24 protein-coding genes are annotated in these 25,959 nt (G+C 65.4%); 13 read left to right on the plus strand and 11 right to left on the minus strand.

Annotated elements, in window-relative coordinates:
* Nucleotides 1-11: 11 nt before the first annotated feature.
* Nucleotides 12-1,220 carry a saccharopine dehydrogenase family protein gene (locus tag FG95_RS10500; protein ID WP_037555735.1) on the minus strand — a complete coding sequence of 403 codons (1,209 nt, stop codon included), beginning with the start codon at nucleotides 1,218-1,220 and terminating at the stop codon, nucleotides 12-14.
* Nucleotides 1,221-1,283: 63 nt separating this feature from the next.
* Between FG95_RS10500 and FG95_RS10505 the strand changes: the two genes are divergently transcribed.
* From FG95_RS10505 to FG95_RS10520, 4 genes are all read left to right on the plus strand, one after another.
* Nucleotides 1,284-2,273, plus strand: coding sequence for a threonine ammonia-lyase (locus tag FG95_RS10505; protein WP_037555736.1), 990 nt, complete (start codon nucleotides 1,284-1,286; stop codon nucleotides 2,271-2,273).
* Between the two features lie 53 nt (nucleotides 2,274-2,326).
* Complete coding sequence (locus tag FG95_RS10510; protein WP_037555737.1) at nucleotides 2,327-2,770, plus strand: hypothetical protein; 444 nt, start codon at nucleotides 2,327-2,329, stop codon at nucleotides 2,768-2,770.
* 129 nt (nucleotides 2,771-2,899) lie between these two features.
* A complete protein-coding gene (locus FG95_RS10515; protein ID WP_037555738.1) occupies nucleotides 2,900-4,117 on the plus strand; it encodes a DUF3419 family protein in 1,218 nt (405 codons plus the stop codon).
* 3 nt (nucleotides 4,118-4,120) lie between these two features.
* On the plus strand, nucleotides 4,121-4,783 hold the full coding sequence (locus tag FG95_RS10520) for a class I SAM-dependent methyltransferase (protein WP_037555739.1): 663 nt from the start codon (nucleotides 4,121-4,123) through the stop codon (nucleotides 4,781-4,783).
* On the opposite strand, the gene FG95_RS10525 is transcribed toward FG95_RS10520, so the two are convergent.
* From FG95_RS10525 to hemA, 3 genes are all read right to left on the minus strand, one after another.
* Nucleotides 4,784-6,046 (minus strand): YceI family protein, encoded by a 1,263-nt coding sequence (locus FG95_RS10525; protein ID WP_052182280.1) that lies wholly within the window; start codon nucleotides 6,044-6,046, stop codon nucleotides 4,784-4,786.
* 75 nt (nucleotides 6,047-6,121) lie between these two features.
* On the minus strand, nucleotides 6,122-6,811 hold the full coding sequence (locus FG95_RS10530; RefSeq protein WP_037555741.1) for a nitroreductase family protein: 690 nt from the start codon (nucleotides 6,809-6,811) through the stop codon (nucleotides 6,122-6,124).
* A complete protein-coding gene (gene hemA, locus FG95_RS10535; protein WP_037555742.1) occupies nucleotides 6,808-8,028 on the minus strand; it encodes a 5-aminolevulinate synthase in 1,221 nt (406 codons plus the stop codon). The genes FG95_RS10530 and hemA overlap by 4 nt, the downstream gene beginning before the upstream one ends.
* 243 nt (nucleotides 8,029-8,271) lie before the next feature.
* Between hemA and FG95_RS10540 the strand changes: the two genes are divergently transcribed.
* Nucleotides 8,272-8,781, plus strand: coding sequence for a hypothetical protein (locus tag FG95_RS10540; RefSeq protein WP_152567621.1), 510 nt, complete (start codon nucleotides 8,272-8,274; stop codon nucleotides 8,779-8,781).
* Nucleotide 8,782: 1 nt separating this feature from the next.
* On the opposite strand, the gene murI is transcribed toward FG95_RS10540, so the two are convergent.
* On the minus strand, nucleotides 8,783-9,589 hold the full coding sequence (gene murI / locus FG95_RS10545; protein ID WP_037555745.1) for a glutamate racemase: 807 nt from the start codon (nucleotides 9,587-9,589) through the stop codon (nucleotides 8,783-8,785).
* Nucleotides 9,590-9,743: 154 nt separating this feature from the next.
* Here murI and plsY point away from each other — a divergent pair, with 154 nt between their 5' ends.
* The 6 genes from plsY to FG95_RS19880 all read left to right on the plus strand — a co-directional run bounded on the left by plsY (nucleotide 9,744) and on the right by FG95_RS19880 (nucleotide 17,787).
* Entirely contained in the window at nucleotides 9,744-10,346 is a 603-nt protein-coding gene (gene plsY, locus FG95_RS10550; RefSeq protein ID WP_037555746.1) for a glycerol-3-phosphate 1-O-acyltransferase PlsY, read from the plus strand.
* Complete coding sequence (gene dprA, locus FG95_RS10555; RefSeq protein ID WP_037555747.1) at nucleotides 10,343-11,428, plus strand: DNA-processing protein DprA; 1,086 nt, start codon at nucleotides 10,343-10,345, stop codon at nucleotides 11,426-11,428. The genes plsY and dprA overlap by 4 nt, the downstream gene beginning before the upstream one ends.
* Nucleotides 11,429-11,539: 111 nt before the next feature.
* A complete protein-coding gene (locus FG95_RS10560) occupies nucleotides 11,540-13,138 on the plus strand; it encodes a vWA domain-containing protein (RefSeq protein WP_235211530.1) in 1,599 nt (532 codons plus the stop codon).
* 92 nt (nucleotides 13,139-13,230) lie between these two features.
* Nucleotides 13,231-13,902 carry a hypothetical protein gene (locus FG95_RS10565; protein ID WP_037555749.1) on the plus strand — a complete coding sequence of 224 codons (672 nt, stop codon included), beginning with the start codon at nucleotides 13,231-13,233 and terminating at the stop codon, nucleotides 13,900-13,902.
* A gap of 67 nt (nucleotides 13,903-13,969) precedes the next feature.
* Complete coding sequence (gene topA, locus FG95_RS10570; RefSeq protein WP_037555750.1) at nucleotides 13,970-16,540, plus strand: type I DNA topoisomerase; 2,571 nt, start codon at nucleotides 13,970-13,972, stop codon at nucleotides 16,538-16,540.
* A gap of 125 nt (nucleotides 16,541-16,665) precedes the next feature.
* Complete coding sequence (locus tag FG95_RS19880; RefSeq protein ID WP_052182281.1) at nucleotides 16,666-17,787, plus strand: lipase family protein; 1,122 nt, start codon at nucleotides 16,666-16,668, stop codon at nucleotides 17,785-17,787.
* 4 nt (nucleotides 17,788-17,791) lie between these two features.
* Here FG95_RS19880 and FG95_RS10580 read toward each other — a convergent pair whose 3' ends face one another.
* The 5 genes from FG95_RS10580 to lepB form a co-directional block, all read right to left on the minus strand.
* On the minus strand, nucleotides 17,792-18,364 hold the full coding sequence (locus tag FG95_RS10580; RefSeq protein WP_037555751.1) for a DUF1993 domain-containing protein: 573 nt from the start codon (nucleotides 18,362-18,364) through the stop codon (nucleotides 17,792-17,794).
* Nucleotides 18,365-18,495: 131 nt separating this feature from the next.
* Complete coding sequence (locus FG95_RS10585; protein ID WP_037555753.1) at nucleotides 18,496-18,936, minus strand: hypothetical protein; 441 nt, start codon at nucleotides 18,934-18,936, stop codon at nucleotides 18,496-18,498.
* Between the two features lie 23 nt (nucleotides 18,937-18,959).
* On the minus strand, nucleotides 18,960-19,853 hold the full coding sequence (gene era / locus FG95_RS10590; RefSeq protein ID WP_037555754.1) for a GTPase Era: 894 nt from the start codon (nucleotides 19,851-19,853) through the stop codon (nucleotides 18,960-18,962).
* Nucleotides 19,850-20,530 carry a ribonuclease III gene (gene rnc / locus FG95_RS10595; RefSeq protein ID WP_037555755.1) on the minus strand — a complete coding sequence of 227 codons (681 nt, stop codon included), beginning with the start codon at nucleotides 20,528-20,530 and terminating at the stop codon, nucleotides 19,850-19,852. The genes era and rnc overlap by 4 nt, the downstream gene beginning before the upstream one ends.
* Nucleotides 20,527-21,420, minus strand: coding sequence for a signal peptidase I (gene lepB, locus FG95_RS10600; RefSeq protein ID WP_037555757.1), 894 nt, complete (start codon nucleotides 21,418-21,420; stop codon nucleotides 20,527-20,529). The genes rnc and lepB overlap by 4 nt, the downstream gene beginning before the upstream one ends.
* Nucleotides 21,421-21,544: 124 nt before the next feature.
* On the opposite strand from lepB, the gene pgi reads away from it, so the two are divergent.
* Both pgi and gor read left to right on the plus strand, forming a co-directional pair.
* Complete coding sequence (gene pgi, locus FG95_RS10605; protein WP_037555758.1) at nucleotides 21,545-23,050, plus strand: glucose-6-phosphate isomerase; 1,506 nt, start codon at nucleotides 21,545-21,547, stop codon at nucleotides 23,048-23,050.
* Nucleotides 23,051-23,157: 107 nt separating this feature from the next.
* Nucleotides 23,158-24,504, plus strand: coding sequence for a glutathione-disulfide reductase (gene gor, locus FG95_RS10610; RefSeq protein ID WP_037555759.1), 1,347 nt, complete (start codon nucleotides 23,158-23,160; stop codon nucleotides 24,502-24,504).
* A 28-nt stretch (nucleotides 24,505-24,532) separates the two neighbouring features.
* Here the strand turns inward: gor and FG95_RS10615 are convergent, their stop codons facing one another.
* Nucleotides 24,533-25,942 carry a helix-turn-helix domain-containing protein gene (locus tag FG95_RS10615; protein ID WP_037555760.1) on the minus strand — a complete coding sequence of 470 codons (1,410 nt, stop codon included), beginning with the start codon at nucleotides 25,940-25,942 and terminating at the stop codon, nucleotides 24,533-24,535.
* Nucleotides 25,943-25,959 lie beyond the last annotated feature (17 nt).

Consider the following 25,959-nt stretch of genomic DNA (forward strand, 5'->3'; position numbering starts at 1 on the left):
ATGGCGGGCCTTTAGAAATCAAGCGGACCCGCGAGTTCCTTCACCTGCCACGGCAGGCCGTGCTTGTTCAGCATGTCCATGAAAGGATCGGGATCCATCTGCTCCATGTTGAACACCCCGTTACCCGACCAGGTGCCGGTGACCATCATCGCGGCGCCGATCATCGCCGGGACGCCGGTGGTATAGCTCACCGCCTGATTGCCCGTTTCGGCGAACGCGTCCTCGTGATCGCAGATATTGTAGAGATAGAGCGTCTTTTCCTTGCCGTCCTTGCCGAGGCCGGTCGCAATGACGCCGATGTTGGTCTTGCCCTTCGTCGTCTCGCCAAGGCTCGACGGCTCGGGAAGCACGGCCTTCAGGAACTGCAGCGGGATGATCTCGCGGCCCTCGTAGATTACCGGGTCGATCCGCGTCATGCCGACATTCTGCAGCACGGTCAGATGCTGGATATAGGCGTCGCCAAAGGTCATCCAGAAGCGGATGCGTTTGATCTCGGGCAGGTGCGTCTTCAGGCTTTCGATTTCCTCATGATACATGAGATACATATTCTTCGGGCCGACTTCCTCGAAGTCGAACGACTGCTTCACCGACATCGGCGGGGTTTCGACCCAGTCGCCATTTTCCCAGTGGCGCGCGACCGCGGTCACTTCACGGATGTTGATCTCGGGATTGAAGTTGGTCGCGAAATGCTGGCCATGGTCGCCGCCGTTGCAGTCGAGAATGTCGAGCGTGTCGATGCGGTCGAAATGATGTTTCCTGAGCCAGGTCGTGAAGACGCTGGTGACGCCGGGGTCGAAGCCCGAGCCGAGCAACGCCATCAGCCCGGCTTCCTTGAAGCGGTCCTGATACGCCCATTGCCAGTGATATTCGAACTTCGCCTCGTCGCGCGGTTCGTAATTCGCGGTGTCGAGATAATGCGCGCCGGTCGACAGGCACGCCTCCATGATCGTGAGATCCTGATAGGGGAGCGCGAGGTTCACGACATGCGTCGCGCCGATCGAGCGGATCAGCGCCGCGGTCGCGTCGATATGATCGGCGTCGACCTCGGCGGTCTTGATCGTGACGCCCGTGCGTTCCTTCACCGACTCGGCGATCGCGTCGCATTTGAACTTGCGGCGGCTCGCCAGCGTGATGTCGGGAAAGATGTCGGGGTTCATCGCCATCTTGTGCACCGCGACCGAACCGACGCCGCCCGCGCCGATCACCAATACCTTGCTCATGAAAAATCTCCTGCCCGCTATGCTGCGGCTTGTGTTGTATGCCGCGCCCTATAGGACGAAGCCATGACACAGCAAAGCCCCGAAGCCCTGATCGATCCGACACGTACGCCCACGCTTGCAGGGGTCGAACGCGCGGCGGCGAAAGTCGCTGCATTGCTGCCGCCGACCCCGCTGCTGCCGCTTGAGGTCGATGGCAGGACGATCTGGTGCAAGGCCGAGTGCCTGCAGCCGGTCGGCGCCTTCAAGATCCGCGGCGCGTGGCACCGGCTGACCGACCTCAGCCCCGAACAGGCCAATGAAGGCGTCGTCGGGGTGTCGAGCGGCAACCATGCGCAGGGGGTCGCCTGGGCGGCGAAGCGGCTGGGGATCAAGGCGACGATCGTGATGCCGAGCAATGCGCCGGCGATGAAGCTCGCCGCGACGCGCAAGCTCGGCGCCGAGGTGGTGCTCTATGACCGCGTCACCGAATCGCGCGACGCGGTCGCCGCCAAGCTGCTCGCCGAGCGCGGCGGAACGCTCGTCCATGCCTATGGCGACCCGTGGATCATCGAGGGACAGGGCAGCGCCGGGATCGAGGCGGCGGCGCAGATGAAGGCGCGCGGCATCGACGGCCCCGACAAGGTGATCGCCTGTTGCGGCGGCGGCGGTCTGTCGGCGGGGCTCGCGCTTGCCTTGCCCGATGCCGAGATCGTCGCGGTCGAACCCGAGGGCTGGGACGATGTGACGCGCAGCCTTGCCGCGGGCAAAATCCTCTCGGTCGAGGATATGGCCTATCCGACCGAATGCGACGCGCTTCAGACGCCCGAAACCTGGCCCATCAACTTCGCGGTACTGCAGGCGCGCGGCGTAAAGGGCGTCGTTGTGACGCGGAGCGAAGTGCGCGATGCGATGCGGCTGGCGTTCGAGAGACTGCACCTCGTCGTCGAGCCCGGCGGCGCGGCGGCGCTCGCGGCGGTGCTCGCGGGGAAAGTATGGGTGACCGATGCGACGCTCGTCACCCTGTCGGGCGGCAATGTCGACCCGCTGAAATTCGCCGAGATCATCACCGAATAGGCTGGCGGAAACTTATCCGCCCGCATGCGTTTGGACGGGGAAGGAGAAGCAAGATGCAGAAAAGCGTAATTCTGGCGAGCGCCGCGGCGCTCGTGCTGCTGGCCGGCTGCGAAAAGGCCGAGGCGCCCGCCCCGACCGATACGACCACGACCGAGGTTCCGGTCGAAACCGCACCGCCCGAAACCGCCGAAGCCACCGACCCGGCAACCGCGCCGCACCGCTTCGCCAGTTGGGCGGGCAAGTGGACCGGCGTCGAGGGCATGTACGTCACGATCACGACGGCCGAGCCCGGAAAATACAAACTTGAGATGCAGTCGGACCTCGACACCAAGGGAACCTATGACGGTGAGGACAGCGAGCATGGCATCCGGTTCAAGCGTGGCGGTGAGGATCTGAGCCTCCACCGCGGCAATGGCGAGGATACCGGGCTCAAATATCTGGCGGGCAAGAAGGAATGCCTGATCGTGAAAGAAGGCGAGGGTTATTGCCGCGATTAAAGCATGGTGAGTATCGCGGCATGGTTTTTTGACGCTGTCGCGGCTTTGTCACCGAACCGTAGCGGGAATGGCAAGAATCGCTGGCATGGGCGGCCCCGGGGACAACCTGTCTCAGGGAGACCATGTCGCATGGCCACACAGCCGAACCGCAAGATCGCCGCTGCCGTTGTGCGCGAAGATGCCGAGCAAAAGCAGCGCTTGCTCGACCGCGCCTTCGCGCTGGCGTTCAAGGGCCTTGTCTATGCCCAGATTTGGGAAGATCCGGTCGTCGATATGGAGGCGCTGGCAATCGGGCCGGGCAACCGGATCGCAACGATCGCAAGCGGCGGCTGCAATGTCTTTTCCTATCTGACCGCCAATCCCGCCGAGATCGTCGCGGTGGACCTCAACACCGCGCATGTCGCGCTGAATAACCTGAAACGCGTCGCAATACAGCGGCTTCCCGACTATCTCAGCTTCCGGCGCTTCTTTGCCGATGCCGACAGCAACGCGAATATCGCCGACTATCGCGCGTTCGTCCGTCCCTATCTCGACGAGACGAGCCGCCGCTATTGGGAAGGCCGCGACATCGCCGGGCGCCGCCGCATCAACGGCTTCGCGCGCGGGCTCTACAAACGCGGACTGCTCGGAAACTTCATCGGACTCGCGCATCTTGTCGCAAGGATGCACCGCGTCGATCCGCGGCAGTTCCTCGAAGCCAAGACGATCGCGGAACAGCGGGCGATCTTCGACGCCAAGTTCGCGCCCTTTTTCGACCGGAAATTCATCCGCTGGGTGACCGATCAGCGCTCCTCGCTCTTCGGGCTCGGCATCCCGCCGGCACAATATGACGCGCTCGCTTCCGGCAGGCCGATGGCCGATGTGCTCCGTGCGCGGCTCGAAAAGCTCGCCTGCGACTTTCCGCTGGAGGAGAATTATTTCGCCTGGCAGGCGTTCGGACGCGGTTACGGGAAGGGCGTGACGATGCCGCTGCCGCCCTATCTGCAGGCCGAAAACTATGCGGCGGTGAAGGCGCGCGCGGCGCGCGTGACGATGCTGCATGCCAACATGACCGACATGCTTGCCGCTGCCGACGCGGCCAGTTTCGACCGATATATATTTCTCGACGCGCAGGACTGGATGAGCGACGCGCAGCTCGCCGCGCTGTGGACCGAGGTGACGCGCACCGCGCGGCCCGGCGCGCGCGTGCTGTTCCGCACTGCCGCCGAGCCGAGCCTGCTGCCCGGTCGGCTTCCCGGCGATTTGCTCAGCCGCTGGATCTATCGCGAGCAAGCGTCGCGCGACTATACGCGTCGCGATCGATCCGCGATCTATGGCGGGGTCCATCTTTATATGCTGAAGGATTGAGGCATGCGCCGGGGGGAGGGGCATGCCGCGCTGATGGATGGCGTCTATCGCGGCCAGCGTCATATCTATGATCTGACCCGCAAATATTATCTGCTCGGCCGCGACCGGTTGATCGACGAGCTGACGCCGCCGGTGGGCGGCCGGGTACTCGAAATCGGATGCGGAACCGGACGCAATCTGATTGCCGCGGCGCGATGCTGGCCCGGCGCGCGTTTCTATGGCATCGATATTTCAGAGGAGATGCTGAAAAGCGCACGCGCCTCGATCGCGCGCGCCGGACTCTCCAAAAGGATCAGCGTGGCAGCGGGCGATGCGACCGATTTCGATCCGAACGCGCTGTTCCGGATCGACGGGTTCGACCGGATATTCCAAAGCTATACGCTGTCGATGATCCCCGACTGGCAGCGCGCGATGCGCGAAGCGATGCGTCACTTGTCGGCCAACGGCTCGCTCCACATCGTCGATTTCGGTCAGCAGGAGGATCTGCCTGGCTGGTGGCGTGCTGTGCTCCTGGGCTGGCTGGCTCGCTTTCATGTCGAGCCGCGCGCGATGCTGATCGAAGCGGGACGCGAAGTGGCGAATGATATCGGTGGAAAAATGTCGGTAGCGCGTCTCCATCGCGGCTATGCCTGGTCGCTCAGGATCGACAGGCGGTCGCCGCGCTGATCAGGGTGCTGTGCGGATGGCGTTGAACGAGAAATCGACGTCGACCGCGGCGGCGATCGCGTCGGTCGCGGTCCATTCGCCCTGCCCAACACCAAAAGCGGTGCGATCGATGCGCGCGGTGCCGGCAACGCGCGCCTCGTCCCCGTCGATGCGCAGCGTGAAGCGCACGGTCGCGGGCTTGCTGGCGCCGCGCAGGTCGAGCGTTCCGCGCGCTTCGTAGCGGTCGCCGCCAAGGTGCCGGACGTCGCGCGCGGTGAAGACCGCGTTCGGCTGCACGGCGGTGTTGAAGAAATCGCTCCCTTTCAGCGAATCGTCGCGCTGTCCGTCGCCCGTGTCGGCCGACGTAAGGTCGATCGTCACGCGGATATTCGACTTAACGAGTTCGTCGGGGCTGAAGCGGATCGCGGCGCGCCAGCGGCCAAAGCTGCCGTTTACGGCCTCGCCGTTCCAGCGCGCGGTGAAGCCGAGGCGGCCGCCCGGCGCGACGGTCCAGTCTGCGAGCGGTTCGCCCTTGTCCTCGGGAGCCTCCTTGGCGACATCCTCGACAGGCGCCTTGGCGTCGTCGGTCGCGGAAGCGGCGGGCGCCACTGCGGGCACGACGGGCGCCGCAGTCGGCACCGGCACCGCCTTCTCCGCGACTGTCCGGCTCCTCTCGGGATAGATCGTCTGCCCCACGGCGAACGCGCCCGCGAGGAGCGCCAGCGCGCCGATCGCCGCGCCGACGGCCTTGCCGCGCGCGAAGGGGATCATGCGCTGCAGTTCGGGCTTGCCGAGCAGCCACTGGTGGCGAAATGCCCCCGCGATATGGAGCAGGAACAGCCCGATCGCGATCCATGCCATTGCACCGTGGAGGCTCTCGGCGGGTTCGTGCCAACTGCGGCCGACGGGCAGGTGCGGCCAAGGGAGGATGCCGTAGAGCAGCGTCGGCACCTGCACCCGCGCCGTCGATACGAGCAGCCAGCCGGTGAGGGGGCCGAGAATCATCACGAGGTAGAAGAGCCAATGGACGATGGCGGCAAGCATGCGCGCCCACGCCGGACCGTCGGATGCGGGCGGGCGCGGCAGGATGAACCGGATGGCGAGCCGCGCGACGCTGAGTAGCAGGATCGTGATGCCGATCGATTTGTGGAGCTGATATCGCGCGAAGAGTTCGGGGCTGTTGTTCCCCTCGAGCGCCCAGCCGAGCGCGATCTGGAAGGCCAGAAGCAGCGCGATGAGCCAGTGAAGCGCGATGGCGGTGTAGCTGTAACGCGTTGCAGGCATGGCAATCTTTCGTGATCGACGGCGTCGGATTCTCGCCCTAGCTTATCGCGTCGCCAATATGCTGTCGCCCGGGAATCAGTCGTCGAAACCGACGAACCGCACCGCCTCGTCAACGCCCTTGCGCTTCGACACCACGGCATTCGCCGGAAAGTCGCCATCGGGCCAGCCCATCGCGACGCAGATCATGATCACCTGATCGTCGGGGATGCGCGCATGTTCGCGCACGACGGGGCTCTGCATGATCCCCTGGCTGTTGATCACGCAGCCGAGCCCGCGCGACCATGCCGCGTTGACCAGCGCGTTGGTCACCGCGCCGCAATCGAAGGGCGCGATGTCGCTGCCGAGCAGCACGCGGTCATAGGTGACGACGATGCTGACCGGCGCGTCGAACTGACGAAAGCCGCGCAGCACCCAATCCTGCCGCGCGTCCTTGTCCTCGCGCGCGATGCCCATCGCACCGAACAATTGCTTGGCGATCTCGATCTGGCGCGCGCGATGGTCGTCGGCGATGCCGTCGAAGCGGCGGAATTCGCGGCTGTCGGGTTTGCCCGCGAGAATGCCGTCGGTGTTGCCTTGGCGGATCGCCGCAAGCGGCGCGCCGGTGACGACCGAGAAATTCCAGCACTGGTTATTGAACGACGAAGGCGCGCGCATCGCGACCTCGAGTATCTCGGCGATCAGTTCCCTGGGAACGGACTTGTCGAGGAAGCCGCGGATCGAGCGTCGTCCGACGACGACGTCGTCATAACCGGGCGCGGTCCTCACGCCGCCTTCAGAAGCTGCAGTTCGAGCCGGTCCCAGATTTCGACGAGCGCCTCGGTGAGTTCGCGCATCATCGCTTCGTCATGCGCCGGGCCGGGCGTAAAGCGCAGGCGTTCGGTGCCGCGCGGCACGGTCGGGAAATTGATCGGCTGCACATAGACGCCATATTCGGCGAGCAATATGTCGCTGATCTTCTTCGCGCGCACCGGGTCGCCGACCATCAGCGGGACGATGTGCGTGGTCGAATCCATCACCGGCAGACCGGCGTCGCGGAAGCTTTGCTTGAGATAGGCGGCGGCTTGCTGCTGCGCCTCGCGCTCGACGCTCGACGATTTGAGGTGCCGCACGCTCGCGAGTACGCCCGCGACGAGCACCGGCGACAGGCTGGTCGTGAAGATGAAGCCGGGCGCATAGCTGCGGATCACGTCGATGATATTCTTCTCGGCGGCGATATAGCCGCCCATCACGCCGAATGCCTTGCCGAGCGTGCCTTCGATGATCGTCACGCGGTGCGCAGCCTCGTCGCGGTCGGTGATGCCGCCGCCGCGCGGGCCGTACATGCCGACGGCATGAACTTCGTCGCAATAGGTGAGCGCGTTATACTTCTCGGCAAGGTCGCAGATCGCGTGGATCGGGGCGACGTCGCCGTCCATCGAATAGACGCTTTCGAACGCGATCAGCTTCGCCGCTTCGGGATCGTCGGCGGCGAGCAGTTCTTCGAGATGGTCGAGGTCGTTGTGTCGCCACACGCGCTTTTCACAGCCCGAATTGCGGATGCCCGCGATCATCGAGGCGTGGTTGAGTTCGTCCGAGTAGATGATGCAGTTGGGCAGGAGCTTGCCGAGCGTGCCCAGCGTCGCTTCGTTCGAGATATAACCCGACGTGAAGAGCAGCGCACCGTCCTTGCCGTGCAGGTCGGCGAGTTCGTGCTCGAGGTCGATGTGGTAGTGGGTGTTGCCGCCGATGTTGCGCGTGCCGCCCGAACCGGCGCCGACGTCGTGCAGCGCCTCTTCCATCGCCTCGACGACCTTGGGATGCTGGCCCATTGCGAGATAATCGTTCGAGCACCAGACGGTGATCGGCTTCGGCCCGTTATGGCCGGCGAAGCAGCGCGCGTTCGGGAAAGCGCCCTTGTTGCGCAGGATATCGATGAAGACGCGGTAGCGTCCCTCCTCGTGCAGCCGATCGATCGCGCGTGCGAAGATATCGTCGTAATTCACGTTTCAGCCCCGCAGTCAGGTTCCAGTCAAGCTCTGGGCGCCGCTCCCCCGGCGGCTATTAACATGCGGGCCAATAACGCCGAAAAGCGCCGAAGGCCAGTGCGAACGATTCGCAGCACTGGGGCAAATTGTCCTATCGCCTTGATATCGCCATCGCTGTGATCGACCGCACGCCAGATTCGATCCGCGACGGCTAGTTGCGAATCCAGTGAAAATGGAAAGGATGCCGCTATGCGTCTTGTCATGACCGTCATCGTGCCGATTGCTGCGGGGCTTTGGGCGTCGAGCCCGGCACCCGCGCAGGCGCCGGCACCTTTCGACGGGAGCTGGATGAGCTGCGAAACATATCAGGGCGCGGAGATCTGCGAGTATAAAATGCTCGCCCAGCGCGGCGACCGGCTATGCGGCGTCCAGCGCTATTTCGCGACCAATGCCTATTATGAACAGCGCTTTGTCGGCACGGTAAAAGACAATGCCGCGCATATCGAGAAGATTTGCGGCGACCCGGGGTCGGAGACCGACACTTATTGCAGCGGACGCGCGCCTTCGGGCGCGGCGAAGGTGGGCTGGCAGGTTATCGACCGGAAGCTGGGCCTGTGCGGCGGACGGTTGGTCGATGGTGGGCGCGATTCCCACTCCTGCACCGGCGCAGGCCAGCATTTGGGGATGCCGCGCGCGGACGAACTGGGCGAGCAAGGTCCCGGGCCCGAGGACCGCGCATGGCTGGCGTCGTGCGCCGGCGGCGCCGAGTGAATTAGATCGTTTCGACCGATCCGATGCCATAGGGGGCAAGCGCGGCGAGCGGCGGGGGCGGGCGGTCGTCGCTGCGGGTGAAGACGGCAATGCCGGGCTGGGGCGTGTCGGGCCAGGCTTGACCTTGGGTGAGATGGGCGATGCGTCTTGCAATGCCCGCGGCGCCGTCGATCAGGCAGACTTCGGGGCCCGCGGCCTCCTGCAATTCGTGCTGGAGCAGCGGAAAGTGCGTGCAGGCGAGGATGATGACGTCGATCGCATCGCCACCCGGCTGATCGCGCAGGCCCGCGATCGCATGCGCGATCGCATCGGGATCGACCGCCTCGCCGCGCAGCTTGGCCTCGGCGCCGGTGACGAGGCCCGGGCTGCCATGACGCAGCACGGTCTTTCCGTCGGCGAACCGCGCGCTCAGATCGTCGACATAGGGTTGGCGGACCGTCGCTTCGGTGCCGAGCACGCCGATCACGCCGGTCTTCGTCATTTCGGCCGCGGGTTTGATGGCGGGGACGGTGCCGACGATCGGCAGGTCGAGCGCGGCGCGGACGTGGCCGAGCGCGATCGTCGAGGCGGTGTTGCACGCAATGACGGCGAGCCGCGGCTGATACCGCTCGACGAGGCGGCCGAGCAGCGCCGGAACGCGCGCGGCGAGTTCCTCGTCGCTCTTCCTGCCATAGGGCAACCCGGCATAATCGGCGGCATAGACGATCGGTGCGGTCGGCAGCAGCGCCCGCGTGGGGCCGAGGACGGTGAGCCCGCCGAGGCCGCTATCGAAGAAAAGGAGGGGCGCGTCAGGGGGCGGCGGGTGCATGTCCGTCGCCTAGCAGGCGGCGGTGAGAGGTCAATGCCCCGTGGCCCCGGCTGCGCGGGGACGACGGATTTATCCATTTCGGCGATCGTCCGTCCGAATCCGTTGATTGCTTTTTCCAACCCCGGCAAAAGGAGCCGAACGGAGCGGGGATTTTATGACGATATTTTTGCTGATCGCTGCGGGATACCTGCTGGGTTCGATCCCGTTCGGCGTCATCCTGACGCGGTTGTTCGGCGCGGGCGACCTGCGCCAGATCGGGTCGGGCAATATCGGCGCGACCAATGTGCTGCGCACGGGGCGCAAGGAGCTGGCGGCGGCGACCCTGATCCTCGACGGCGCGAAGGGCGCGGTCGCGGTGTTGCTCGCGCGGCATTTCGTTCCCGAACTCGGCGATCATGCCGCTATGATAGCGGGCGCGGCGGCGATGATCGGCCATTGCTATCCCGTGTGGCTGAATTTCAGGGGCGGAAAGGGCGTTGCGACTCTGCTCGGGCTGGCGCTGGCGCTCGCCTGGCCGATCGGGCTGATATTCGCAGTCGTCTGGCTCGGCACGGTTCTGCTTCTGCGCATCTCGTCGCTTGGCGGAATGCTCGGCGCGGTGTCGGCGCCGATCGCCGCGCTGGCTTTGGGCTATCCGATTTATGCGATCGGGCTCGCAGGGCTCGCGGTGATTATACTGTGGCGGCATCGCGAAAATATCGCGCGGCTGCGCGCCGGAACCGAGCCGCGAGTCGGCGCCGGCAAAGGGCCTAAGTGACTCACGCGGAGCGGCTGGCGCGGCTGCGGCTGATCCGTACGCCGCATGTCGGGCCGATCAGCTGGCATCAGCTGATGGCGCGGTTCGGGTCGGGCGAGGCCGCGCTCGAGGCCTTGCCCGACCTCGTGCTGCGGGGCGGGGCGGGGCGGGCGCGGATCGCGCCGCTCGACGTCGCCGAGCGCGAGGTCGAGCGGGTCGCGGCGCTCGGAGCGCGGCACATCTTCAGCGACGAGGATGATTATTCGCCGATGCTGCGCGAGGTCGAGGGCGCGCCGCCCGTGGTCGTCGTGCGCGGCGACACCGCGATGCTGCGCCGCCCGTGCGTCGCCATCGTCGGTGCGCGCAACGCATCGGCGATCGCGTGCCGCTTCGCGCGCCAACTCGCCGCCGATCTCGCCGCGCGCGAGGTCACGGTGGTCAGCGGGCTGGCGCGCGGGGTCGACACCGCCGCGCACATCGGCGCGCTCGGCGGCGCAACGGTCGGCGTGATCGCGAGCGGGATCGATATCGCCTTCCCGCCCGAAAACGCCGCGTTGCAGGAAAAGATCGCGAGCGATCAGCTGCTCATCGCCGAGCAGCCGCCGGGGACCGAGCCGCTCGCGCGGCATTTCCCTTCACGCAACCGGATCATCGCCGGCCTTGCCCACGGCACCGTGGTGATCGAGGCGGCACCGAAATCGGGGTCGTTGATCACGGCACGTCGCGCCGGCGATTATGGCCGCGAGGTGATGGCCGTGCCGGGGTCCCCGCTCGACCCGCGCGCGCAGGGCTGCAACCTGCTGATCCGCGAGGGCGCGACCTTGATCCAGACGGTCGACGACGTGCTGGAAGCGGTCGGACCGATCGACACGCGCATGGTTCGGGAACCGGTGCGCCGCTATGCGGCGGCCGCTGCGCCGTTCGAGGCGGGCGAGGGCGAGCGACGCGGCGTCGCCGAACTGCTCGGGCCGACGCCGGTGGCGATCGACGAACTGGTCCGGCAGTCGGGGCAGGCGGCGGCGACCGTCCAGCTGGTCCTCCTCGAACTTGAGCTGGCGGGCCGGATCGAGCGGCATGCGGGGGCGCGGGTTTCGCTGGTGTGATGGCCGGCACAGCGCCCTAAGCCACAGCAATATAACAATTCATCCCGGTTCAGCCACGGTTCAGCGGCCGAGCGACAGGCTGATGATATTGTATCACATGCGGGGAGATTGATGATGCGTAGCCGATATCTGACCGGCGTTACGATGTTCGCCATCCTGGCATCGGTGCCGGCGCCTATGCCGATCGCCACCGCCCACGCGCAGGCGCCCGGCAGCCAGCAGGGCTTTTGCCGCACCGCCGATCCCTTGCCGCGGCTCGATCCCGAGACGCGGCCGCAGCAGCAATCGAACGCGGACTACAAGACCGAGGGCGGCCGCGACTCGCGCGACGAAGCGATGCCGATGGCACCGCCGCCGCCGCCACCACCTCCTCCTCCGCCCCCGCCGCCGTCCCCCGTCTATGCGCCCGAGGCGCGTTCGGACGATAGCGCCGAGGCGGTTGTGGTCACCGGATCGAGCGCCGAGCGCGGCGCGGACGACGTGTCGGCACCGGCGCCGCCCGCCGCTTCGTCGAGCGACTATGCGCGGACCAGCCCGACCATCGTGCCGCCCCATCCGCCGCGCCCGCCGCGCCCGCAGCCTCAGCCGCAATCGGGCATATTGACCGCGGGCGAGCATGACGACCTGCTCAATCCCGAACTTTATGCCGCCTATGTGAACCGTAGCGGCGATCTGGGGCAGGAGGTGCGGGCGCTGCCGCGCGTCGACACGACCCGCGTGGTGACGGTGAAAGTCAACGACCGCAGCGGCCAGCCGATCCCCTTCGCCGATGTCGTCGTGACCTGTTCCGACGGCAACAGCATCACCATGGCGACGCAGGCGGACGGCAGCGCGGTGTTCTTCCCGGGCCTCGACCGGCTGAGCGAACGGATCACCGTCGCGGCGCGCAAGGGCGGCCGTACGATCGCCGATGCACGGCCCGTGCTCGTCGCCGACGCGCACGGCGGCCAGACCGTCGGGCTGACCGCCAGCCAGGCCGCGACGAAGGCGACCAAGCTCGACCTGATGCTGGTCATCGACACGACGGGCAGCATGGGCGACGAGATCAATTACCTGCAGGCCGAACTCCGCTCGATCATCGGCGCGATCACCGCGAAGCACCGCAATCTCGATATCCGCATCGGCTTCGTTTTCTACCGTGATCTCGGCGACGAGTATGTCACGCGCACGATCGCCTTCGACCGCGACATCGGACGCGTGCAGGGGGCGCTCGCGCAGCAACAGGCGAACGGCGGCGGCGATTATCCCGAGGCGATGGATCAGGCATTGATCCGGGCGGTGGGGCAGGATTGGCGTCCCGACGCCGTAAAGTCGCTGCTGCTCGTGGCCGACGCGCCGCCGCACGACGACAAGTTCGGCCGCACTTGGATCGCCGCCGAGGCGGCGCGCGCCAAGCGTATCCACATCACCCCGGTCGCCGCGTCGGGCGTCGCCGACAAGGCCGAATATGCGATGCGCGCGATGGCGGCGGCGACGCAGTCGCGCTACCTGTTCCTGACCGACGACAGCGGCGTCGGCAATCCGCACGCGCCGCCGGCGATCGACTGTTATCTGGTGACCCGGCTCGACGCGCTCGTCCGCCGCGTGATCGACAGCCAGATCAGCGGCCGCCGGATCGAACCCGACGACAAGGAAGTCATCCGCAGCGTCGGCAAATATGACGCCGGCAAGTGCATCCTGCCGGCGGACTTCAAATGGCGGAATCAATGAATGATCGCAGCCGCAACACGCGCCGATTAGCCTCTTGACGGGCAGGGAAGGCGCGCGCCACCTGTGCGTCACAGGGCACGGGGAGTTCGGCAATGCAATTCGACGTCAGTATGGTCGCGCCGGTCGCGCGCGAGGCCTTCGAACGGATGCACGTCGATACATTGAATTTTGCCGTCCTGTTCGGGATATTGATCGCGACCGGCGTCGGTTATGACGTGGTCGCTACCTGGTATTCCGACCTCGCGCTCGCCTATCAGATCGGTTTTCTGTTCGCGAACCTGATTATTCAGGCGTGGGCGACGCTGTCCATTCTCGATGGTGCCGGCATCGCGCCCGTTCGGCCATGGAAACTACGCATCGGATCGATGTTCGGCGTTGGATTGCTGTCCGGGCTGGGGATTGGCTTGGGCCTGGTGCTGCTGATTCTTCCGGGTGTATATCTCGCGGGACGGTGGTTTCTCGCCGTGCCGATCCTGCTCGCCGAAGATATGTCGGTATCCGATGCGCTTTCCCAAAGCTGGGAGCGTACCGAAAACACGTGGTTGAGTTGCTCGACGATTGTGGTCGTTGCCTTCGCCTGGCAACTGGCACCGATTGCCGGGGGACTTTTCGTCGAAACGCCGAACGTGGCGGCTCAATGGGGATGGATGCTTTTGTCCAACACCTTCTCGCAAGCTGGCTGGTTGTTCGGTGTGGTGGCAGCCGCTACATTCTATATAGCGCTTGGCAGGCGGCAATCGGGCGCAGCCGAAATTTTCGGTTGACGCTGCCGCATACGGCGCCACCCTCACGCGTACGTACGTAAGAGGCATCTCAGGACTAAGGTTTTTCATGCAATTGGTAATTGTGGAATCGCCCGCAAAGGCGAAAACGATCGAGAAATATCTCGGCCGTGATTTCAAGGTGCTGGCCAGCTATGGCCATGTTCGTGATCTGCCGCCCAAGGACGGGTCGGTCGATCCCGACGACGGCTTCGCGATGCAGTGGCAGCTTTACCCCGACAAGGCGAAGCGGCTGAAGGAAATCCAGGATGCCGCCAAAGGCGCCGACCGCCTGATCCTCGCGACCGACCCCGATCGCGAGGGCGAGGCGATCAGCTGGCATGTGCAGGAGTTGCTGCGCGCGAAGAAGGCGCTCCCCGCCTCGGTCGACCGCGTGACCTTCAACGCGATCACCAAGCAGGCGGTGACCGACGCGATGGCGCATCCGCGTGCGCTCGACGACGATCTGATCGACGCCTATCGCGCCCGCCGTGCGCTCGACTATCTCGTCGGTTTCACCCTCTCGCCGGTGCTGTGGCGCAAGTTGCCCGGCGCCAAATCGGCGGGGCGCGTCCAATCGGTCGCGCTGCGCCTCGTGGTCGAGCGCGAGCGCGAGATCGAGGCCTTTGTCGCGCAGCAATATTGGTCGGTGACGGGCCTGTTCGAAATGGGCGGGACGCCGTTCAAGGCGCGGCTTTCGCGCTGGCGCGGCGACAAGATCGAGCGCCTCTCGATCACAAACGAGAGCGACGCGCGCGCCGCCGAGGCCGATGTGGAGGCGGGCCATTTCACCGTCGATGCGGTCGAAACCAAGCCGCTGACGCGCAACCCGCCGCCGCCTTTCACCACCTCGACGCTGCAGCAGGAGGCGGCGCGCAAGCTCGGCTTCTCGGCGAGCCACACGATGCGCATCGCGCAGGCGCTCTACGAGGATGGCGCGATCACCTATATGCGTACCGACGGCGTCCAGATGGACGGCAGCGCGATCAGCGCCGCGCGGAAAGCTATCGCGACGCGCTATGACGGCGGCTATGTCCCCGACCAGCCACGCCAATATCAGACCAAGGCGAAAAATGCGCAGGAAGCGCACGAGGCGATCCGTCCGACCGACTTTTCGAAGGACAAGGCGGGAAGCGGCGATCATGCGCGGCTTTACGAGCTGATCTGGAAGCGCGCGCTCGCGAGCCAGATGGCGTCGGCGCGGCTCGAACGCACCAGCGTCGACCTTTCCGACGGCACCGGCAAGACCGTGATGCGCGCGACGGGGCAGGTCGTCAAGTTCCCCGGCTTCCTCGCGCTCTATGACGAAGGCCGCGATGACAGTGCGGACGACGACGACGCCCGCCTGCTGCCCGCGATGACCAAAGGTGACGCGCCCGCGAAGACCGGCGTCGAGGTCGAAAGCCACGAGACGCAGCCGCCGCCGCGCTATTCGGAAGCAAGCCTCGTCAAGAAGATGGAAGAGCTCGGCATCGGGCGCCCGTCGACCTATGCTTCGATCCTGCAGGTGCTCAAGGACCGCGACTATGTGAGCGTAGAGAAGAACCGCTTCATCCCCGAGGAGAGCGGGCGGCTGCTCACGGCTTTCCTCGAACGCTTCTTCGAACGCTATGTCGGCTACGACTTCACCGCCGGGCTCGAGGAAGAGCTCGACGACGTGTCGGGCGGCCGCGCGCAATGGCAGGCGGTGCTCGAACGCTTCTGGCGCGATTTCAAGCCGCGCACGGGCGAGGTGATGGAGCAGAAGCCGTCGGAGATCACCGCGGCGCTCGACGAATTCCTCGGCCCCTATCTCTTCCCCGACAAGGGCGACGGCAGCGATCCGCGCCTGTGCCCCAATTGCGGCACCGGGCGGCTCGCGCTGCGCGGCGGCAAGTTCGGGCCGTTCATCGCGTGCAGCAACTATCCCGACTGCAAGTTTACGCGCAAGTTTGCGCAGCCCGGCGGCAGCGACGGCGCCGACACGGGGCCGGAGACGCTGGGCACCGATCCCGAAAGCGGGCTGGAAGTGACGAAGCGCAGCGGGCGGTTCGGCCCCTATATCCAGCTCGGAGACGGCAAGGAAGCGAAGCGGTCGTCGATCCCGAAGGATATTCCCGGCGAGGATTTTGACCTCGATTATGCGCTGCGGCTGCTGAGCCTGCCGCGCGAGGTCGGCGTGCATCCCGAAAGCGGCAAGGTCATCATGGCGGGGCTGGGGCGATATGGCCCCTATCTGCTCCACGACGGCAAATATGCCAAGCTGACGGGCACCGCCGAGATTTTCGACATCGGCATGAACGCCGCAGTCGTCCGCATCGCCGAGGCAGCGAACGGCGGCGGGCGCGGGCGTGCGAAGGCCGAGCCGCTCCAAACCTTCGGCCCGCACCCCACGAGCGGCGGCGAAATGAAGCTGATGGAGGGGCGCTTCGGTCCCTATGTCACCGACGGCACGACCAACGCGACGCTGCCCAAGACCGCCGACCCGGCGACGCTGACCGCCGACGAGGCGGTCGCGCTGATCGACGCGCGCGCGGCAAAGGGGCCGGCAAAGGGCAAGAAGAAGGCGGCGCCCAAGAAAAAGGCGGCGGCGAAGAAGCCAGCGGCAAAGAAGGCTCCGGCGAAGAAGGCTCCGGCGAAGAAGGCCGCAACCAAGGAATAGCCGTCATCCCGGCGAAGGCCGGGATCTCACCATCGCTTCATAGCGTTACGGCGAGATCCCGGCCTTCGCCGGGATGACGATCTTGTTTTGCCGTGATAAGGGAGGCGCATCGGGGAGACTTGCCCATGCGCCACGTTTTCGCTGTCGTGCTCGCCCTTTTATCGCTGCTCGCGCTACCCGTGTCGGCCCAGCCGACGCGCTACCTCATTTCCGCACAACCAATGACCGATACGCCTCCCGGCACACAAGCCTGGCGCGTGCAATATTGGACCACCAATGGCAGCGGTCAGCGCTTCGCCGTGACGGGCATCGTCGCCGCGCCGATGGAAGCGATTCCGCCGCGTCCGCGCCGCGTGATCGCATGGACTCATGGTGCGTGGGGCGTCGCCGAGAAATGCGCGCCGTCGCTCAGTCCCAATTTCTTTCAATATTCGGCGGGAATGAACGCGGTTCGGTCGGGCTATGTCGTTGTCGCACCCGACTATATCGGCCTCGCCAGCCCGGCGATGCACCCGTTTCTGGTCGGCCCCGATACCGCGAATGCGGTACTCGATGCGGTGCGGGCGGCGAGGGAGATTCCGGGTACCGCCGCTGGAAGCAGCTTCGCCGTGTGGGGCGAATCGCAGGGCGGGCACGCCGCGCTGTGGACGGCCGTGTTGGCCCGTTCCTACGCGCCCGACCTGACGCTCGTCGCGACCGCAGCCGCAGCGCCGCCGACCGATCTCGCTGCCAACCTGCGCGAAGGCGGCGACAAAAATGCGCGCGCGCTGCTCCTCTCTTTCGCGCTGCACAGTTGGTCGACGCTCTACGGCTATTCGATGGACGGCGTCACCAATCGCACCAATCAGGGGATCATCAACCGGCTGGCGCAGAATAATTGTGTTGCGTTCAACAAGAAGCCGAAGCTCGGCACGATCCTTGGCATCCTTACCGTCGCGCGTACTACGAAGAACAAGGATATCGGCAAGATCGAACCCTTCGGCTCTTTCGCGCGCGCCAACAGCGTCGATCCGGCGCGCGTGCCGGGGCCGCTGCTGATCGCACAAAGCAGCAAGGATATGATCGTTGCGCCCGCGGTCACCCGCAAGTTCGCCAAAGCGGTCTGCAAGCGCGGAACGCCGACCCGCTGGATCGACATGACCGGCGATCATGGCGCGAGCGCCAAGGACAGCACGCAAGAGACGATCGGCTGGATCACCGCGCGCTTCGACGGCAATTCTCCGCCAAATGACTGCCGGCGGATCTAGGCCCTTAAACCCGCGTCGCCGGCTTGGCGCGTAACTGGCCCTGATAATGGTATTTTCCGAGCGGCACGCCGCGGGTGCGCAGGATGTTGTATGCGGTCACCGCATGAAAATAGAAGTTTGGCAGCGAGTAGGAGAGAAGGAAAGTCTCCGGCGTGAAGGCCAGTGTCCGGGGACCCCAGTCCGAAGTTGTGGCATTGTCCACGTCGAGCGGCTGAAAGATTTCAATGTCCAGTTTCTTGCCAAGCCAGCCGTTGACTTCGTCCGGAGAAAACGCCTCCAAGGCCGTTACGGCCTGACCGATCATAACTTGCAGGTCGGCGAAAGGCATCGCACCGACCAGCGGCGGCGGAGCGAATACGCCGGTCTTGGCGGCCTCAAGCCCCCATACGGCATGGTTCCTCAACGCCTCGATCTGAAAATGGAAGGGGGCCATGTCTTCGTACAGCCGGGCTCCCACGAAATCGTCCGGATCGCGGCCGGTTTCAGCGCAGTGCCGCGCCGCACGGTCGAGAAAGCCCTCAACGGCTCTTGTGGTCTGGAGGAAGGTCGGAACGATGAGGTCGTAGAACGATGCCATCACAAAGGCTTCCCCCAAGGGCGTCGTACACGGATAGCGACGCGTGAAATCAATGCTGCTGCAGATAGGCTAATATGACTTGCGGCCCGCTTTCCGAGAATTCCCCGATCTGCGAACCAATAGTCCGGCTTTTAGCGGAAGGTCTCTGGGTCGATCGGCGGCGTGCGATTGAACCACGCGGCGGCATCGGGACGGAACAGCATGTAGACTGCGGCACCCTGAATGGCGGTGATGATGATCGCTATGCCCAGCGAGAGGCCTTGGGGGCCAAGCGGATTGCTGAGATTGCTCAGCATCGACAACAGCCCGATCGCGAAAAATACCACCAATATCCATTTGGCGATCTTGCTCGCCCGCACCGAGATGAAATACCAGATGATCAGGTTGATGATCATGCCGACGGCGAACGTGCCGATAATGAAGCCCGATCCAAAGCCCATCGCCGCAAACTCGGGCATGCTCGCGAGTTTCTCCGATACGTCGTTCCACGCGAACAGGAAATTCAGTACGCTGAGTATCAGCGACCCCAGAAACAGACGGTCGAAAAATATGATGGAAACGGGTTTGATCATCTTTAGCCCCTCGTTGCTGTCGTTCAGTCGACCCAGTCGAGCCCCATGTCGCGATAGATGCTGCGGTCCTCGTCCCAGTTTTCCTTGACCTTGACGTGCAGGAACAGGTGGACCTTGCGGCCCATCAACTCGGCCAGCTCGGCCCGCGCGCGCGCGCCGATTTCCTTGATGCGCGCACCGCCCTTGCCGAGCACGATCGCGCGCTGGTTGTCGCGGGCGACGAAGATCTGCTGGTGGATTTCGGCGCTGCCGTCGGGACGCGTCTTGAACAGCTCGGTCTCGACCGTCGACTGGTAGGGCAGTTCCTCGTGGAGCTGGCGATAGAGCTGCTCTCGCGTGATTTCGGCAGCGAGCATGCGTTCGGGCGCGTCGCTGACCTCGTCCTCGGGGAAATGCCACGGCCCCTCGGGCATCAGCTTCGCGAGATGCGCCTTGAGTTCTGCGACGCCGTCGCCGCTGCTCGCCGAAATGAAGAAGGTTTCGTCGAAGGGGGCCTTGGTATTGAGTTCGGTCGCGATCGTGAGCAGCTTGTCCTTCTTGGTGAGGTCGACCTTGTTCAGGATCAGATATTTCTTCTCGGGCCGGTTCGCGATGCCCTCGAGCACGCGCTCGACGCGGCCCGTCAGTTTCGCCGCGGCGTCGATCATCACGAGGATCGCCTCGGCTTCCTCGAGGCTGCCCCAGGCTGCGGCGACCATCGCGCGGTCGAGCCGGCGCGTCGGGGCAAAGATGCCGGGCGTGTCGATCAGGATGATCTGCGTTTCGCCCTCCATCGCGACGCCCATCAGCCGCGTGCGCGTCGTCTGCGCCTTCGGGCTGACGATCGCGACCTTCTGGCCGACGAGCGCGTTGACGAGGGTCGACTTGCCCGCGTTGGGCGCGCCGACGACGGCGACGAAACCGCAATGCTGGATCATTCTTTCATTCCTTCGAGTTCGGCGAGCAGGGCTGCCGCCGCGGCCGTTTCGGCCGCCTGTTTGCTCGCGCCCTCGGCCTCGGCGCGCGCGAGCTTGCCGACGCTCACCGCAACGCGGAAGCGCGGCGCATGGTCGGGGCCTTCGCGCGAGACGATTTCATATTCGGGCGGGCGGCGCTTGCGGGCGAGCGCCCATTCCTGGAGCGCGGCCTTGGGGTGCTTGGGCGCCGCCTGCTGCCCGTCGATCATCTCGTTCCAATGGGTCAGGATGAACTGCCGGGCGGTGTCGGCTCCCTTGTCGAGATAGAGCGCGCCGATCAGCGCCTCGATCGCGTCGGCGGCGATATTGTCGCTGTAGCGGCCGCCGTCATTGCGCGCCTGCGCGCCGAAACGGATCAGCGCAGTCAGGTCGAGCCGCTGCGCGATCGCGGCGCAGGTCGCCCCCGATGCGAGCACATGCAGCCGCGACGACATCTCGCCCTCGCTTGCCGTGGGAAAGCGCGTGTAAAGCTCCGATGCGATGACGAGCCCGAGCACGCGGTCGCCCAGGAATTCGAGCCGCTGATAATCGGCGCGCCCGGTGCTGCCGTGCGTCAGCGCAAGGTCGTAGAGCGCGACATCGTCCGGGGTGCAGCCGATAATGTCGGCGAGCGCCCCGGTGTCCAGCGTATCGCTCAAAAACCGTCCCCGATGCGGCCCCAGCGCGCGGCGGTGAACCAGCTGATCGGGTTGATCCAGCTCGCCGAACCGTCGGTCGAGAACATGCCGACGAGCGCGTGGCCGACGAGATTTTCTTCGGGAACAAGGCCGATGCCCTGATTTTCCATCGCGGGGAAACGGCTGTCGGCGCTGCGGTCGCGGTTGTCGCCCATCAGGAACATATGCCCCTCGGGCACGACGACGAGCGGCGTATTGTCCTCGGCGATCGTCGTGATGTCGAGGATCGCATAGCTCTTGCCGCTGGGCAGCATTTCCCTGAACTGCTTGTAACGGCACTGGCGCGTCCCGTCGGCGGCGACTTCCTCGAACTCGGGCGCATAGCAGGGCAGGGTGCCCGTCGCGCGCGATGCTTCGATCATGTTCGGCGTCACCGGGATGACGAAGTCGGGCATGGCTTCGCGCTTCAGCGGCTTGCCGTTGAGCCAGACGATGCCGCCCTTCACCTGCACGCTGTCGCCCGGCAGGCCGATCACGCGCTTGATATAGTCATTGTCGTTGACCGGCGGCGCCTTGAACACGACGACGTCGCCGCGCTCGGGCGTGCGCGGGAAAATGCGGCCCGGGATCAGCGGCGCGCTGAACGGCAGGCTGAACTTCGAATAGCCATAGGCCATTTTGTTGACGAGCAGATAGTCGCCGATGAGCAGCCGCGGCTGCATCGATTCCGACGGAATGTTGAAGGGCGACAGGAAAAAGCTGCGGAAAATCAGCACCGCGATCGCGAGCAGCGCGAGGAAGCGGACGGTATCGACCGCCTCTTCCTTGGCGGATACCGGAGCGGGAGTCGGAGCAGGCGGCGTGGGGCCCGTCGGGGGCGTCACATCGGCGGTAAAGCTGGCATTGGTCATGCTGCGGCATTGGCGATGAATAGGTTGCCACGTCAAGCGAATATCGGCGGACGCCACTGGCGCCGCGCGGGCGGCGGGCCTAGAGAAAGGTCGTGATTCACTCCCCCTTCGAGGATATTAGACGATGACGACCGCATCCGACGCCTGGCAGGCTCTTTCCGACTGGCAGCCGCAAAAGCTCACCGATCTGGTCGCGGCCGATCCCGAAGCACGGCTCCAGGTGCTGGTGCGCAATGTCGCCGACATCCGCTTCGATTTCGCCAAGACGCATCTCGACGGAGCGGCTCTCGCGATCCTGTCGGGTCTTGCCGAAGCACAGGATTTCGCGGGGCGGCGCAAGACGCTCTTTTCGGGCGGCATCGCCAATCCAACCGAGGACCGGGCGGCGGAACATAGCGCCGAACGCGGCGACGGCGCGCCGGAATCGGTGCATGTCGCGCAGGCGCTGCATCAGCGGATGCGGATGATGATCGACGCGATCGAAGCGGGGGCGTTCGGCGAGATCCGGCACCTGCTCCACATCGGCATCGGCGGATCGGCGCTCGGCCCCGACCTGCTCGTCGACGCGCTCGGCCGTCATAGCGACCGATATGACGTCGCGGTGGTGTCGAACGTCGACGGCGCCGCGCTCGACGAAGTCTTCGCCAAATTCAGCCCCGAGCATACGCTGGTCGCGGTCGCATCGAAGACCTTCACCACCACCGAAACCTTGCTCAACGCCAATTCGGCGCTGCAATGGCTCGACGAGGCGGGCGTCGAAGATCCGGTCGGCCGTTTCATCGCGCTGACCGCCAAGCCCGAGCGCGCGATGGAGTGGGGGATCGACGAAACGCGCATTCTGCCGTTCAGCGAAACCGTCGGCGGCCGCTATTCGCTCTGGTCGTCGATCGGCTTTCCCGCGGCGCTCGCACTGGGCTGGGACGCCTTTGCCGACCTGCTCGAAGGCGCCGCCGAGATGGACCGCCATTTCCGCCTCGCCGACGGCGCCGACAATATCTGCCTGCTCGCGGCCTTCGCCGACCAGGTTTACGCCAATCGCCTGGGCTGCCAAACGCGCGCGGTGTTCGCCTATGACGAGCGGCTGCGGCTTCTGCCTTCCTATCTGCAACAGCTCGAAATGGAATCGAACGGCAAGTCGGTGACTTTCGAAGGACAGGCGGTGGCGCAGCAGACCGCGCCGATCACCTGGGGCGGGGTCGGCACCGATGCGCAGCATGCGGTGTTCCAGCTGCTTCATCAGGGAACGCATCTGACCCCGGTCGAATTCGTCGTCGCGCGCGAGCCCGATCACCTGCTCGACGATGCGCATCACGAAACGCTCGTCGCCAACTGCATCGCGCAGGGCGCCGCACTGATGACCGGGCGCGCGAGCGAGGATGGCGCGCGCAACTATCCGGGCGATCGCCCATCAACGACGATCCTGCTCGATCAGGTGACGCCGCGCAGCCTCGGCGCGTTGATTGCTTTCTACGAGCATCGCGTCTTCGCCAACGCCGTGCTGCTCGGCATCAACCCGTTCGACCAGTTCGGGGTCGAGCTGGGCAAGGAGATGGCGAAAGGCCTCGCCGAAGGCACGGTCGAGTTCGACGCCGCGACGCAGGCGCTGATGCAGGCGGCGCTCGGCGACTGAAGGCCTCGTCGCTGACTCTGAGTGCAAATTTCGATTGGCAAGCCGCGCCCGTGTAACCACATAGGCGCCGGGCGCGAATGCCTGCCTGTCCAATTCAGGGGTAATTCATGAGCGATTTCGACTATGATCTCTTCGTTATCGGCGCCGGTTCGGGCGGCGTCCGCGCTTCGCGCATCGCGGCCTCGCACGGCGCGCGCGTCGCGGTGGCGGAGGAGTATCGGGTCGGCGGCACCTGCGTCATCCGCGGCTGCGTGCCCAAGAAGTTGCTCGTTTTCGGCGCCCATTTCGCCGAGGATCTGAAGGACGCGCGCAAATTCGGCTGGGATGTGCCCGACTGCAAGTTCGACTGGCCGGTGCTGCGCGACAATGTGCTCGCCGAAGTCGACCGGCTGGAGGGCCTCTATGGCCAGACGCTCGACAACCACAAGGTCACCGTGCTCAAGACGCGTGCGACGGTCGCCGGCCCGCAGAAGATACGCCTTGCCGACGGAACCGAACTCACCGCCGAGCGCATTCTGATTGCGACCGGCGGCTGGCCGCACGTTCCCGAATTTCCAGGCAGCGAATATGCGATCACCTCGAACGAGGTCTTCCATCTAGAAAGGCTGCCGAAACGCGTGGTGATCGCGGGCGGCGGCTATATCGCCAACGAGTTTGCCGGCATCTTCAATGAATTCGGCAGCAAGGTGACGATCGTCAATCGCGGCGACACGATCCTGCGTGGCTATGACGAGCAGATCCGCGACCGGCTGCTCCAGATTTCGATGACCAAGGGCATCGATTTCAAGTTCAACGCGCCGTTCCAGTCGATCGAGAAGAAGGATGACGGGACGCTCACGGTCCATCTCGAAGGCTGCGATGCGATCGACGCTGATGCAGTGCTGATGGCGACCGGGCGCACCCCGAACACCAAGGGGCTGGGGCTCGAAGAGGTCGGGGTCGAACTCGACAAAAAGGGTGCGATCAAGGTCGACGAGCGCAACCAGTCTTCGGTGCCGAGCATCTTCGCGGTCGGCGACGTCACCGACCGCATCCAGCTTACGCCCGTGGCGATCCGCGAGGGGCAGGCCTTTTCGGACACCTTCTACGGCGAAAAGCCGACGGTGGTCGACTATAGCAATGTTCCGAGCGCGGTGTTCAGCCACCCGCCGATCGGTGCCGTCGGGATGACCGAGGCCGAGGCGCGCAACAAGCTCGGCTCGATCCGCGTCTACACCAGCGATTTTCGCGCGATGAAAAATGTCCTCGCGGGGCGCAACGAGCGCGCGCTCTACAAGATGATCGTCAACGCCGCGACCGATCAGGTTGTCGGCCTCCACATGATCGGCCCCGACGCCCCCGAAATCCTGCAAGCGGCGGCGATCGCGGTGAAGGCGGGGCTCACCAAGACCGATTTCGACGCCACCGTCGCGCTGCACCCCAGCATGGCCGAGGAGCTGGTGCTGCTGAAATAGCCTCGATCCCCGTCTTGGCGGGCTATAGCTAGCCGATCCGGTAGGGCACAACGTCGCGCCGGTCGGGATCGACAAGGATCGGGCGGTCGCTCGGCGGGAAGGCGCGCTGGTCGCAATCGTCGCGCGGACAGATGCGGCACGACGGGCCGATGCGCGTCGCGGCCTGCGGTGCCGCGACGTCGACTCCGTCGGCATAGACGAAATCACCGGCATATTGCGCCTCGCACCCGAGCGCGACGGCGTAGCGCCGGGGGCTGCGCGCATAGCTGCCCGAGGGTTTCACGAGGCCCTTCGCCATCGACACATAGCGCAGCCCGTCGGGGGTCTCGGCGAGCTGGAACAATATGCGGTCGGGGATCGCCGCGGCCTCGTGGACGATCCACAGCGGACAGGCGCCGCCAAAGCGCGCGAACTGGAGGCGCGTCGCGCTGTGCCGCTTGGTGATGTTGCCCGCCATGTCGACGCGGCAGAAGAACATCGGAATGCCGCGCGCACCGGGACGCTGGAGCGTCGAGAGGCGGTGGCACGCCTGCTCGAAGCTGACGCCATATTCCAGCCGCAGCCGGTCGATGTCGTGCCGTACCGCGCGGGCGCTGGCGCGAAAGGGCGCATAGGGCATCAGCACCGCGCCCGCGGCATAGTTGGCGAGGCCGACATGGAGCAATTGGCGCGCGGCGGCTGTGCGCAGCGGCGAAGCTTCGACCACCGCGGCGATTTCCTTCGCGAGCGCGAGCGCGGCAAGCTGGTGCGCAAGTTGGAAGCGGCGGGTTTCGGCAGGCTGCGACGGGTCGATGACGAGGTGCCTCATCGTTGCGTCGAAATCGCGCAGCACCTGGCTCTGCTGATAGACGATCGAAATGCCGAGCGTGTCGCGAAGCCGCCGCTCGATCGTCTCGATCGCGGGCGAAGGCGCCTTGCCGCGCAATTGCCCCGCGAGTGCCTCAGCTGCGCGGTCGATGCTGTCGACATAATTGCCGGCATCGTGGAACCAGTCGCGCACCTCCTCCCACGGCAGACGGCTGCCTTCGGCGGTGCCGCCGGTCAGCGCCTCGTCGATGATCTGCAGCCGCTGCCCCGCGCGGCGATAGGCGGCGTGGAGTGCGACGAACTGGTCGGCGAGTTGCGGTTGCTGGAGCGCCGCGCGTTCGAGTTGCTCGGGCGGCAGCGGCGCCGAAGCGAACAGAGGATCGGCGGCGGCTTCGCGCAGCGCACCCGCCCGGCGATCGCCGGCATCGGCCGCGACCTCCTCCCATTCGAGCGGGAACAGGCGTTGCAATCGTTCGAGAAGCGCGGGGGTCAGCGGGCGGTCGTCGTGCTCGATCTGGCTGAGATAGGAGGTCGAAATACCAAGCTGCTGCGCAAAAGCAGCCTGCATCGTGCCGCGCTCGACGCGTAACTGCTTCAGCCGGGTTCCGGCAAAAATGCGTTGCCGAGCCATCGCATTCCTTCATCGAG

It is taken from the genome of Sphingopyxis sp. LC363 (genome assembly GCF_000756385.1).
GTDB lineage: Bacteria > Pseudomonadota > Alphaproteobacteria > Sphingomonadales > Sphingomonadaceae > Sphingopyxis.